Source organism: Sinomonas halotolerans (assembly GCF_039615075.1).
Lineage (GTDB): Bacteria > Actinomycetota > Actinomycetes > Actinomycetales > Micrococcaceae > Sinomonas > Sinomonas halotolerans.
On the sequence record NZ_JBDFRB010000001.1, the window covers coordinates 452,783 to 464,672 of the forward strand.

The following is an 11,890-nucleotide window of genomic DNA, read 5'->3' on the forward strand; positions in this document are numbered from 1 at the left end:
GACGGCGGGCCCACCTCGAGGAGGTGGGCCCGCCGTCGTCGTCTGGCCTGGTCGGCTCCGTCGTGCCTGGCCTATTCGGCCTCGCCCTGCTCTGGCTCACCGGCGCCGGGGGCGGCATCGGCCTCGGGGACGGCATCGGACCCGGGTGCGTCGACCGGCTCGTCCGACGCCGCCCGGGCCGGCTCGTTCTCAGCCTCCTGCGCCGTGTCCTCGGGGCGCACGCGCTCGGACCACGGGACCCATTCGGGTGCGAGGAGGGCGTCCTCGCCGGGCAGGAGGCCGATCTCGCTCACGGTCACGTCCTTCGAGCGGGAGGTCCGGGCGAGGGCCACGAACCAGAGCCACCCGCGGTAGCCGCCCAGCCGGGACTCGAAGAGGTGGGTGACGGTGCGCTCGCCCTCGCTCTTGGCGGCCACGTGCTCTCCGACGTCGGCCGGACGCGCAATGGGCGCAAGGGCCTCGCGCGCGGCGTCGACCGCCGAGGCGAGGTAGGCGTCCGGACGGCCGACGCGCCACGCGGGGATGCCGGCGTCCGTCAGCGGGATCCCCCGCGGCCCGGAGGCCGCAGGGTTCCGCTGCGCCGATGTGGTCTTGGCCGAGGTGGTCTTGACGGAGGGCATGGCTACGCTTCGAGCTGGTCGGCCACCCGGCGGAGGGCTGCTGCGATGGCCGCGCCCTTCTCCGGGTAGGTCCCCTTGGCCAGCTGGCCGGAGAGGTTGTCGAGGACGCTCACGAGGTCCTGCACGATCGGGGCGAGCTCACGGGCGGGCACCCGCTTGGCCCGCGCCACGGACGGGAGCCGGTCCAGGACCCGGACGCTCAGGGCCTGGGGGCCGCGGCGGCCGTCCGCCACCCCGTACTCGAGCCGCATGCCGGTCCTGACCTCGGCGTCCGCGGGCACGGCCGAGCCGGGCAGGAACACTTCCTGCCCGTCGTCGCCAGCGATGAAGCCGAAGCCTTTCGCCTTGTCGAAGAACTTGACCTTGCCAGTGGGCACTGACACAACCCCCATCTGTGAGGAATATGCGCTCACTGCAGTCGGGCGGTCCCGGGGCAGGGGACGGCCCGCGGCGGGCGTGCGCGAGCTTGCTGTAGTCCTTCTAGGTTACTGGCTTGCACCATGCATGACGGCATGGTGCGGGCCAGCGGTCCCGCACGCTGTTAGGTTGTAGCCATGGTGCCTTCCCTTCCCCAGCAGGGATCCGCAGAGCAGCCGGGCCGCGCGCAGCGGCCGGACGGCACAGGGCCGGGCCGCGCAGAAGCGGTCGGACGCGAGGGTGCGCACGCCTGGCGGCGCGCGGCCACCGTTGGCGGGGCGGCCCTTGCGGCGGTCTCGCTCGCGGCCTGGGGGGCAGTCCTCGGGCTCGCGGCCGCGGGCTGGACGGCCCCGCCATGGGTCACCGTCCTCGCCCTCTGGGGCCTTCCCCTCGCCTTCGTCCTCATGGCTGCGGCGATCGCGGCAGCGGTCTTCGAGAGGAGGCGCGGCTGAGATGTCGTCGATCCGCGCGCTCGCCGAGGAGCTCTCCGCCCGGGGCAATGACGCCCTGCGCCGCCTGTTCGCGGCGCGCCCCGACCTCATCATGCCGAGCGTTCCGGACTTCGCCGCGCTCGCGGCGCGGGCCTGCGCGAGGGCGAGCCTCCAGCGCGCGCTCGAGGCCCTCTCGAAACCCGAGCTGCAGGTGCTCGAGGCCCTCGTCCTCACGACCAACGAGGACGAAGGCCGCAGCGGCAGCAGCGTGGAGCTGCGCCACGCCGTCGGCGGCGCCACCCTGGGCAACCTCGAGGCGCTGCTCGGGACCCTGTCCCAGCTCGCGCTCGTGTACCGGACCGACCCGCCGGACACCATCCACTCCGCCTCGGGCAGCAGGCGCCGCTACTACCTCCCGGTGGCCCGGGTGCGCGAGGCCCTCGGGAGCTACCCGGCCGGGCTGGGCCGCACGTACACCGAGCTCGCGGCGGCGTCCCCCGTCTTCGCGGAGCGGGCCGCAGCCATAGCCAACGCGATCACCGCCGCGGTCCAGCAGCAGCCGGTGGAGCACCACATCGCCGCCGCGTACGCCCTCGAACGCTGGGCGTGCCTCCCGGAGGCGCTCGACGGCGCACCGCCCCGCACGCGCGAGATGCTCGCGAAGTTCGCACACTGGCCGGTCGGAGCGGTTCCCCACGCCGTGGCGCGCGTCCATCCCGGCCGCAAGACGGACAACCCTGTTGACTGGCTCCTCTCCCACGGCCTCCTGGTCCCGCTCGACGACGAGCACGTGGAACTCCCGCGCGCGGTGGGCCTCGCCCTGCGCGGAGGCCGGATCGTGCCCGAGCTCACCCTCGCTCCCCCGGCGGCCGGGACCACGGCCACGAGTTCGGCGCTCAGCGCGAACGCGGCGCTCGGGGCCGTGGCGGACATCCTCCGGCTCGTGAGCGCCCTCGCGGTCGAGGCCGCCGAGCGGCCCGTCGAGACGCTGCGGGCCGGCGGCGTGGGGACCAGGGAGCTGCGCCGGCTCACGGCGGCGCTGCGCGCCGAGCCGGACCAGACGGTGTTCGCGCTCGAGCTCGCGGCGGAGGCCGGCGTGCTCTCGCTGGACCCGGACACGTCCTCGTGGCGCGCCACGGGCGGCGAGGACTGGCTCGCGCTCTCCCGGCCCGAGCAGTGGCTCCTGCTCGCCACGGCATGGCTCGACACAGTCCGGGTGCCGTACCTCGCGATGGCCTCCGAGGGCAGCGACCAGCTCGCGGCCCTCTCCGGGGAGGGCCAGCGGCCGGACGCCCCCGCCGTGCGCCGCCGCGTCCTCGAGGTGGCAGGCCTGCTCGCGGACGAGGCCGGGCAGCCGGAGGGCAAGTGCGCCGTGGCGGACGCCGAGGCCATCCGCCGCCGCATCGACTGGCTCCAGCCCCGGCTCTGCCGGCGACTGCGGGGCCTGCTCGAGGGCGTGCTCACCGAGGCCGCGATGCTCGGGTTCACGGGCTCCGGCGCGCTCACGCGGATCGGGGCCATGGTCCTCGCCGACGACTTCGAGGGCGCGCAGCGGCGGCTCGCCGAGCACCTTCCGCCCGCAGTGGACAAGGTCCTCCTGCAGGCGGACCTCACGGCGGTGGCGCCGGGCTACCTGGACCCGGCCCTCGCGCGGCGGCTCGCGCTCCTGGCCGACCCTGAGGGCCGCGGCCCCGCCACGGTCTACCGGTTCTCGCCCGCGAGCCTGCGGCGCGCGCTCGACGCGGGCGAGGACGCCGCATCGATCCACGCCTTCCTCGCCGAGAGCTCCTCGACTCCCGTCCCCCAGCCCCTCGCCTACCTCGTGGACGACACGGCGGCCCGCCACGGCCGCATCCGGGTGGGCCGTGCGGGCAGCTTCGTGACGGCCGACGACGAGACCGCCATCGCGGGGATCCTCGCCGACCCCGCGTCCCGGCAGCTCGGGCTGACCCAGATCGCTCCGACAGTCCTCGTGAGCAACGCGTCACCCGCCGAGGTCGCGGCGGTGCTGCGCGAGCTCGGGCACTCCCCCGCCGTGGACGCCTCGCTGGACCCGGTGATCCGGCTCCGCCGCCGGAGCGGCACGCGCGGCCTCGTCCCGCCCGAGCCGCGGAACGCCCTGCCGGATGCGGAATCGGTCGAGGCGCAGCTCGCCGTCCTGCGCACCCAGTCCCCCTTGGGCAGTGCGGTGGACGAGGCCGCGCCGCTCATGGGGATCGAGACCCTGCAGAAGGCCATCCGGCTCAAGCGGGCTGTACGCTTGAACATCGTCGATGCGCTGGGCAACTCGAGTGTCGAGGAGCTGCGGCCCGTCTCCATCTCGGCGGGGCGCGTGCGCGTGTTCGACCCGGAGCGCGAGACCGAACGGGTGCTCAGCGTGCACCGGATCATCGACGTCGAGCTTGCCTGACGGGAGGGGCACATGGGCGACGGCCCCCTGATCGTCCAGAGCGACAAGACCATCCTTCTCGAGGTCGACCACCCCGATGCCGACGAGGCGCGCCACGAGATCGCCGCGTTCGCCGAGCTCGAGCGCGCCCCCGAGCACGTGCACACCTACCGGCTCACGCCGCTCGGTCTGTGGAACGCGCGCGCTGCCGGGCTCGACGCCGAGAAGGTCCTCGACGCGCTCCTGCGGCATTCGCGCTTCCCGGTCCCGCACTCGCTCCTCATCGACGTCGAGGAGACCATGTCCCGGTACGGTCGCCTGCGGCTCGAGAAGGACCCCGTGCACGGGCTCGTGCTGCGCTCGGAGGACTTCCCCGTGCTCGAGGAGGTGCACCGGGCCCGCAAGATCGCGCCGATGCTCGGCCCGCGGATCGATCCGCAGACCACGGTGGTCCATGCCTCGCAGCGCGGCGCCCTCAAGCAGGCGCTGCTGAAGATCGGCTGGCCGGCCGAGGACCTCGCCGGCTACGTGGACGGCACGCCGCATCCCATCGCGCTCGAGGAGCAGGGCTGGTCCCTCCGCCCGTACCAGCGGGTGGCGGCGGAGAACTTCTGGGCCGGCGGCAGCGGCGTCGTCGTGCTCCCCTGCGGCGCAGGGAAGACGCTCGTCGGGGCCGCCGCCATGGCCCAGTCCTCCACGACCACGCTCATCCTCGTCACGAACACCGTCTCCGCCCGGCAGTGGCGGGATGAGCTCCTGCGGCGCACGACCCTGACGGAGGACGAGATCGGCGAGTACTCGGGCTCGGTCAAGGAGGTCCGGCCCGTCACGATCGCCACGTACCAGGTGCTCACGTCCAAGCGGGGCGGGCTGTACCCGCACCTCGAGCTCCTGGACCGGAACGACTGGGGGCTCATCGTGTACGACGAGGTGCACCTCCTGCCCGCGCCGATCTTCCGCATGACTGCCGACCTGCAGGCCCGGCGCAGGCTGGGCCTCACCGCGACCCTCGTGCGCGAGGACGGGCGCGAGGGCGAGGTGTTCTCGCTCATCGGGCCCAAGCGCTACGACGCGCCGTGGAAGGACATCGAGTCGCAGGGCTACATCGCGCCCGCGGACTGCGTCGAGGTCCGGGTGGACCTGCCGCGGGACGAGCGCATGGCCTACGCAATGGCGGACGAGGCGGACAAGTACCGCCTGTGCGCGGCGAGCGAGACGAAGACCGCGGTGGTCGAGCGGCTCGTGGAGCGGCACGCGGACGAGCAGCTGCTCGTGATCGGGCAGTACCTCGACCAGCTCACCGAGATCGGCGAGCGCATCGGCGCGCCGGTGATCATGGGCTCGACGAGCGTCAAGGAGCGGCAGCGGCTCTTCGATGCCTTCCGGGCCGGCGAGGAGAAGCGGCTCGTGGTCTCGAAGGTCGCGAACTTCTCGATCGACCTGCCGGAGGCGTCCGTCGCCATCCAGGTCTCGGGCTCGTTCGGCTCGCGGCAGGAGGAGGCGCAGCGGCTCGGGCGGCTCCTGCGGCCCAAGGCGGACGGGCGCGCCGCGCGGTTCTACGCACTCGTGGCCCGGGACACGCTGGACCAGGACTTCGCCGCGAAGCGCCAGCGGTTCCTCGCCGAGCAGGGGTACGCGTACCGGATTCTCGACGCCGCAGACCTCACCTGACGCGTCCGGGCGTCAGCGGGACGCAGGACCCGACCTCACCCGGACGGGTGGGCCCGGGCGGGGCCTCCAACTCGGGTCGAATTTTTATAGCGCGCGTTATGGAAATTTGCCGCCTCCGCTCCTAGACTCTGGGTGCTGGGTTAGCGCTCGTTCCGCTTCGGCGGACCGTCGCCGGACGCTGGGGGCCGTGCTGACTTTGGATTCGCGTCACATGCGAAAGCAGCACTCCATGAAAATCAACCATCGCACCCGCTGGGGTGCCTGTCTCGCCGTGGCCGCTCTCGTCATGGCAGGGGCAACATCCGCACAGGCCACACTGGCCGGCGGAACCATCGATGCCTCTGATGGCAATCTGATAGTCGACGGCGCACCCGACTGGGCCAACGCAGGCGTCGACTGTACGGTCCCGACGTACTGCGGGCTGGACCAGCCCACTGGCCAGACCGACGACTCCTTCACGCAGGGCACGAGCGAGGACACGCCCGTCCCGGTTCTCGACCAAGGATCGATCCCGCCCAACAAGAGCGACCTCACGCGGTTCTACGCGAAGATCGTCACCGAGGCCAACGGCAAGGACTATGCCTACCTCGCGTGGGAGCGCGTCCAGGCGCCCACTGGCACCACCAACATGGACTTCGAGCTGAACCAGTCCACGCAGAAGTCCGCCAACAATGTCACGCCCGTCAGGACGGACGGCGACATCCTGGTGAAGTACGACCTCTCCAAGGGCGGAACCCACCCGGACATCTCCTACTCGTTCTGGCTGACGTCCCTCGACTCCCCCAAGCTGCCCAGCGGCGCGACCTCCGCCAGTACGGCCTGCGAGAAGAACAACTCGTTCCCCTGCTGGGGCAAGTCGATCGCTCTCACGGGGGCGGGAATCGTCGAAGCGTCGATCAACGAGCAGACCGTCACCGATCCGATTCCGCCGAGCAACCCCCGCGACCTGGACCCGCTGACGTTCGGCGAGGCCGCGATCAACCTCACCGATTCGGGCATCATCCCCGCAGGCGTGTGCGCGAGCATCGGCCAGGCGTACCTCAAGAGCCGTTCGTCGGACTCGTTCACCGCAGCCCTCAAGGACTTCGTCGCCCCGATCTCGGTGAACTTCAACAAGTGCGGTTCTATCAAGATCGTCAAGAACACCGTCGGCGGCAACGGGACATTCGGCTACGGGACGAGCGCCAACCTCGGCCTGACGGGCAACACGTTCTCGCTCACCACTGTGGGCAACACGGCGAACCGCACCTTCGCGGACCTCTTCGCCGGGGCCTACTCGTTCGACGAGACGAGCATGCCGACGGGCTGGCAGTTCACCTCGTTGACCTGCGCGAACGATTCCGGCAAACCGGCCAGCACGTGGACGGTCACCGGTGACCAGGTAACAGTCAACCTGGTCGCACAAGGCGCAGTGACGTGTACCTACACCAACACTGCCCAAGCGAGTCTGACTGTCGCGAAGGTCACCAACCCCACCCCGAATACAACGGCCTCCTTCGGCTTCACGGGCCCAGGCGGGGACACGGGGACGCTCAAGGACGGGCAGTCGTTCACCCGGTCGAGCCTCTCGCCCGGACAGTACGTCTGGACCGAGAACGACCCGACGCCGACCTTCGACCTGACCAACGTGGTCTGCAATGACGCGAACAGCGTGGGCAGCGTGACCGCACGGACAGCGACGTTCAACCTCGAGCCGGGCGAGAACGTCACCTGCACGTTCACCAACCGGCAGCGTGGCAAGATCGACGTGCTCAAGGTCGACGACGACGATCCGGCTGTTCCTCTCGCCGGGGCGGTCTTCACGCTCTACACGGACGCCACTCCTGTCGGCGGAACGCGTGGCGCAGAGGACACCTCGACGGGCGTGACCTGCACGACGAGCGCTGCAGGAACCTGCTCCTTCACGAATGTCGTACCCGGTACCTACTGGGTCGTGGAGACGACGACGCCCGCCGGCCACTCGACCGCCGCTGACCAGCAGGCCACGGTCGGCGCGGGAGGCACGGTGTCGCTGACCTTCACCAACCCGCGCGAGTTCAAGATCATCGTCCTCGTGTGCAAGAACGCGGACAACTCGCTCTACCCGAGCACCGTGACGATCGACGGCCAGAACAAGACGTCGCTCGCCACCGCTCCGACCGGGTTCACCTCCGCAGACCTCTGCGGTCTGGGCGGCGCGTCCTACAGCCCGAAGGGCAAGGGCAACCATCCGGGCAATGTGAACATCCCCCAGTGACAGGCCAGCTCTGACCCTCACTGACACTCCAGGAGGCCCTGCTCCGGCGGGGCCTCCCCTGCGCCAGGGCCAGCTGCCGCATAGAACCGCCGCCCACCCAGCACCGGGACACGGGCTCCGCCTCACAGCTCGCGTCCAGACGATTCCCAGACAGGGGCCCCACCATAGGAGGGTGAAGAAGCCAGCACCCGAGGCCCGTCTCCTCGTCGTCGACGACGAGCCGAACATCCGCGAACTGCTCTCGACCTCCCTGCGCTTCGCCGGGTTCGAGGTCATCGCCGCAGGCAACGGCCGCGACGCCCTCACCGCGGCGCAGGAGCAGGCGCCGGACCTCGTGGTCCTGGACGTCATGCTCCCGGACATGGACGGCTTCACGGTCACCCGCAAGCTGCGCGCGGCCGGCCGGCACGTCCCCGTCCTCTTCCTCACCGCCAAGGACGAGACCGAGGACAAGGTCCAAGGGCTCACCGTGGGCGGCGACGACTACGTCACCAAGCCCTTCAGCCTCGACGAGGTGGTGGCCCGCATCCGCGCCGTCCTGCGCCGCACCCAGCCCGTGCTCGACGACGACGCCGTGATCCGCGTGGACGACCTCGAACTCGACGACGACGCCCACGAGGTGCGCCGCGGCGGCACCACGATCGACCTCTCCCCCACGGAGTTCAAGCTGCTGCGCTACCTCATGCTCAACCCCAACCGGGTCCTCTCCAAGTCCCAGATCCTCGACCACGTGTGGGAGTACGACTTCAACGGCGACGCTTCGATCGTCGAGTCCTACATCTCGTACCTGAGGAGGAAGGTCGATGCGGACGGGCCGAGCCTGATCCAGACCAAGCGCGGGGTCGGCTACGTCCTGCGGACCGCAGAGAAGCGCTGAGCATGCTGGCCCTCTGGAAGGGCGCGTCGCTGCGCACGCAGCTGGTCGTCATCATGATGGTCCTGCTCACCGGGGCCATCCTCGTGACTGCCGGGGCCACCCTCGCCCAGCTGCGCACGACGCTCGTGGAGCAGCTCGACGAGAAGCTCCTGACGGCGTCGGACTTCGCGAAGAAGAACCAGGACATCGGGCTCCTGACCGACCCGAACCCGCTCCTGCCGACCGAGTACCACCTCATCCTCTACACGCCCGGCGAAACCCCCCGCACCTACCCGGGACTCGACCCGGCCGCGAGCCGGCCCGACATCGAGACGATGACGCCGGAGGAGGCGCGCGTCCTGCAGGACCGGCAGATCGTGCGGCAGGCCAAGGGGACGGACCGCTCGGTGGACTGGCGCTACATCGCCATCCCCGTGCGCATCACGGACACCGACGAGCTCGCGGCCATGGTCATCGCGCTGCCGCTCACGCCGGTCGAGCAGGCCATGGCGAAGCTGCTCGCGATCGTCGCCGGGATCGGCGCCCTCACCGCCAGTGCCGTCTTCGTCATCGCCACCTGGACGGTGACCCGCGCCTTCCGGCCGCTGCGGCGGGTCGAGAAGACCGCCGCAGCGATCGCGGCCGGCGACCTCTCGCTGCGTGTGGACAGCGAGGCGCCGGGCACCGAGCTCGGCCGGCTCTCGGCCTCGCTCAACGCGATGCTCTCCCACATCGAGGTGGCATTCCGGGCGCGCACCGAGTCCGAGGCCCGCATGCGGCGGTTCATCTCCGACGCCTCGCACGAGCTCCGGACCCCTCTCGTGACCATCCGCGGCTTCTCCGAGCTCTACCGGCACGGCGCCCTCACCACGGGCGAGGACGTCGGGACCGCCATGGGGCGGATCGAGAGCGAGGCCAAGCGCATGGGGACCATGGTCGAGGACCTCCTGACCCTGGCCCGGCTCGACGAGCAGCGGCCGCTCCAGCTGCGCCCACTGGACCTGCTCCCCCTCGCGAACGACGCGGTCGTGGACGCCCAGGCCGCCGCCCCCGAGCGAACTGTGCGGCTCGTAGGCCTCGAGGAGGGGCTCCTGCCCGCCAAGGCGCCGACCCTCGGCGACGAGGCGCGGCTGCGGCAGGTGGTCGGCAATCTCGTCAGCAACGCCCTCCGGTACACTCCCGCCGGGTCCCCCCTCGAAGTGGCTGTGGGCACGCGGCACCATGCCTCGCACCAGGCCGCCGTGATCGAGCTGCGCGACCACGGCCCGGGGATCGCCGCCGAGGACACCGCCAAGATCTTCGAGCGCTTCTACCGCGCTGACACCTCCCGGACCCGGGAGACCGGCGGGACAGGGCTCGGCCTCGCGATCGTCGCGGCGATCGTCGGGTCCCACGGCGGCACCGTGCGGCACGAGGCGACCCCCGGCGGAGGTGCGACGTTCGTCGTCGAGCTGCCGCACGTCGTCGTGCCCGAGAGGCCGGCCGGGTCGCCTGCCGTGCAGGCGGCTGCGGACGACGCTGGGAGCGAGGCGGGCGGTCGCGGCACCAGCGGGCGCGGTGCCAGCGGGCGAAGCACCGGGGGCCAGGCCCAGCCCGCCGGACGGCGGGGGCGCAGCCTCGGAGGCTGACTTGTCCTCCACAGGCACCCGGATTCGTCCGGTTTTTCCACAGAATGCCCTCACGGCCGGGGAGGGTACACGCTGCCTGCCTAGGCTCGAACGTGATGGCGCGGCACCGGCCGCGGCACGGACGGAAGGGCACAGTGGCATGGCGATCATGAAGGTGGACACCGAGGCGATCGGCGTCGGCGCGCAGCAGGTCATGGCGACGGGAGAGCGCGTGCGGGCCGAGGTCCAGACGATGCGGGCCGGCCTCGAGAACCTGCGCGGGAGCTGGCAGGGGCAGGCCTCGAACAACTTCCAGGTGCTCGTCGCCGAGTGGGCGCGCACCCAGGCGCAGGTCGAGGCCTCGCTCAACCAGATCGGGGCGGCCCTGCAGTCCGCCGGCGCCGCCTACGGCGAGATCGAGACAGCGAACGCGGGCCGCTTCGCGCGGTGAGGGCTGAGCGTCCGCTGCCCGGCCGCCCTGCGCGCAGCTGGCGCAGGGCGGCCGGGCACGCCTTGTGAGCACGCGTGCTCTGGCAGGATGGGACCCATGACGATCACCGCCGCCGCAGACGGCTCTGCCCTCGGAAACCCCGGCCCCGCAGGCTGGGCCTGGTACGTGGACGAGACCTGCTGGCACGCTGGCGGGTGGCCGCACGGCACCAACAACCAAGGCGAGCTCATGGCCGTGCTGGACCTCTTCCGGAGCACCGCCCACCTTCCCGAGGAGCCCCTGCGGATCCTGTGCGACAGCCAGTACGTGATCAACTGCGTCACCAAATGGATGCCGAACTGGAAGCGGCGGGGCTGGAAGAAGGCAGACGGCAAGCCCGTGCTCAACGTCGACCTGCTCTCGCAGATCGACGCGGAGCTTGCTGGGAGGACCTACGAGTTCGAGTGGGTCAAGGGCCATGCCGGACACGAGCTGAACGAGGCCGCCGACGAGCGCGCCCGCGCCGTGGCCCTCGCCTTCCAGTCCGGACGCGAGCCCGCCGAGGGGCCGGGCTTCGGGGCCGCACCTGTCCACGCCCCGCGCCGGGAGGCCAGCGCGCCCGTCCCCCGCCGCGACGAGCCCGAGCAGCCGGACCTGTTCTGGGACCTCGAGGCCACTGCCGAGTCGGGGACCGCGCAGGAGGCGGAAGCCGTCCTCGCCCTCGAGCAGGAGCTCCTCGATCCGGCTGTACGCGGGGACTTCGGGCAGCTCGCCTACCTCCTGCATCCGGAGTACCAGGAGATCGGGGCGTCGGGACGCCTCTGGGGGCGCGGAGAGGTCATTGCCGCTCTCGTCGACGAGCCGGTCCTCCACGCGGAGTTCCAGGTCCTGGACACCGCGCGGCTCGGTGACGACCTCATCCAGATCGTCTACCGGACGGTCGCCTCGGACCGCTCCGCGCTGCGCAGCTCGCTCTGGCAGCGCACGGAGGGCCGCTGGCGACTGCGCTTCCACCAGGCCACCGCAGAATCCTGACGTTTCGGGTACACATAAAGACGTCCAGGCGCGTTCCGGGTACACATATCCCCGCCCTAGGGCGTTTCGGGTACACATATCCCCTCCCTAGGGCGTTTCGGGTACAGGCCCTCCCAGTCGACGGCGGGGGGGGGGGGCCCCCCCGCGGGGGGGGGGGGGGGCGCGGGGGGGGGGGGCGGGCGGGCGGCCCCGCCGGGG

10 protein-coding genes are annotated in these 11,890 nt (G+C 71.5%); 8 read left to right on the forward strand and 2 right to left on the reverse strand.

Annotation, left to right across the window (positions count from 1 at the left end; translation table 11 throughout):
- Positions 1-71: 71 nt before the first annotated feature.
- Together ABCQ75_RS02010 and ABCQ75_RS02015 are read right to left on the reverse strand one after the other, a co-directional pair.
- Complete coding sequence (locus ABCQ75_RS02010; protein WP_345882802.1) at positions 72-620, reverse strand: DUF3027 domain-containing protein; 549 nt, start codon at positions 618-620, stop codon at positions 72-74.
- A 2-nt stretch (positions 621-622) separates the two neighbouring features.
- Positions 623-997, reverse strand: coding sequence for a cold-shock protein (locus ABCQ75_RS02015; RefSeq protein WP_345882937.1), 375 nt, complete (start codon positions 995-997; stop codon positions 623-625).
- A gap of 177 nt (positions 998-1,174) precedes the next feature.
- On the opposite strand from ABCQ75_RS02015, the gene ABCQ75_RS02020 reads away from it, so the two are divergent.
- The 8 genes from ABCQ75_RS02020 to ABCQ75_RS02055 all read left to right on the forward strand — a co-directional run bounded on the left by ABCQ75_RS02020 (position 1,175) and on the right by ABCQ75_RS02055 (position 11,692).
- Positions 1,175-1,489 carry a hypothetical protein gene (locus ABCQ75_RS02020; protein WP_345882804.1) on the forward strand — a complete coding sequence of 105 codons (315 nt, stop codon included), beginning with the start codon at positions 1,175-1,177 and terminating at the stop codon, positions 1,487-1,489.
- 1 nt (position 1,490) lies between these two features.
- Positions 1,491-3,878: a helicase-associated domain-containing protein gene (locus ABCQ75_RS02025; protein ID WP_345882806.1), complete on the forward strand. Its 2,388-nt coding sequence runs from the start codon at positions 1,491-1,493 to the stop codon at positions 3,876-3,878.
- A gap of 12 nt (positions 3,879-3,890) precedes the next feature.
- A complete protein-coding gene (locus tag ABCQ75_RS02030) occupies positions 3,891-5,528 on the forward strand; it encodes a DNA repair helicase XPB (RefSeq protein WP_345882807.1) in 1,638 nt (545 codons plus the stop codon).
- Positions 5,529-5,757: 229 nt separating this feature from the next.
- On the forward strand, positions 5,758-7,764 hold the full coding sequence (locus tag ABCQ75_RS02035) for an MSCRAMM family protein (protein WP_345882808.1): 2,007 nt from the start codon (positions 5,758-5,760) through the stop codon (positions 7,762-7,764).
- A 172-nt stretch (positions 7,765-7,936) separates the two neighbouring features.
- On the forward strand, positions 7,937-8,641 hold the full coding sequence (locus tag ABCQ75_RS02040) for a response regulator transcription factor (RefSeq protein WP_345882809.1): 705 nt from the start codon (positions 7,937-7,939) through the stop codon (positions 8,639-8,641).
- A gap of 2 nt (positions 8,642-8,643) precedes the next feature.
- On the forward strand, positions 8,644-10,248 hold the full coding sequence (locus ABCQ75_RS02045) for a sensor histidine kinase (RefSeq protein WP_345882810.1): 1,605 nt from the start codon (positions 8,644-8,646) through the stop codon (positions 10,246-10,248).
- A 139-nt stretch (positions 10,249-10,387) separates the two neighbouring features.
- Positions 10,388-10,678 carry a WXG100 family type VII secretion target gene (locus ABCQ75_RS02050; protein WP_345882811.1) on the forward strand — a complete coding sequence of 97 codons (291 nt, stop codon included), beginning with the start codon at positions 10,388-10,390 and terminating at the stop codon, positions 10,676-10,678.
- Between the two features lie 96 nt (positions 10,679-10,774).
- On the forward strand, positions 10,775-11,692 hold the full coding sequence (locus tag ABCQ75_RS02055) for an RNase H family protein (RefSeq protein WP_345882812.1): 918 nt from the start codon (positions 10,775-10,777) through the stop codon (positions 11,690-11,692).
- Positions 11,693-11,890 lie beyond the last annotated feature (198 nt).

What these genes read in the sequence shown, in the direction of transcription:
- ABCQ75_RS02010 (WP_345882802.1), bottom strand. Translation starts at nt 620, where the DNA reads ATGCCCTCCGTCAAGACCACCTCGGCCAAGACCACATCGGCGCAGCGG.
- ABCQ75_RS02020 (WP_345882804.1), top strand. Translation starts at nt 1,175, where the DNA reads ATGGTGCCTTCCCTTCCCCAGCAGGGATCCGCAGAGCAGCCGGGCCGC.
- ABCQ75_RS02025 (WP_345882806.1), top strand. Translation starts at nt 1,491, where the DNA reads ATGTCGTCGATCCGCGCGCTCGCCGAGGAGCTCTCCGCCCGGGGCAAT.
- ABCQ75_RS02030 (WP_345882807.1), top strand. Translation starts at nt 3,891, where the DNA reads ATGGGCGACGGCCCCCTGATCGTCCAGAGCGACAAGACCATCCTTCTC.
- ABCQ75_RS02035 (WP_345882808.1), top strand. Translation starts at nt 5,758, where the DNA reads ATGAAAATCAACCATCGCACCCGCTGGGGTGCCTGTCTCGCCGTGGCC.
- ABCQ75_RS02045 (WP_345882810.1), top strand. Translation starts at nt 8,644, where the DNA reads ATGCTGGCCCTCTGGAAGGGCGCGTCGCTGCGCACGCAGCTGGTCGTC.
- ABCQ75_RS02050 (WP_345882811.1), top strand. Translation starts at nt 10,388, where the DNA reads ATGGCGATCATGAAGGTGGACACCGAGGCGATCGGCGTCGGCGCGCAG.
- ABCQ75_RS02055 (WP_345882812.1), top strand. Translation starts at nt 10,775, where the DNA reads ATGACGATCACCGCCGCCGCAGACGGCTCTGCCCTCGGAAACCCCGGC.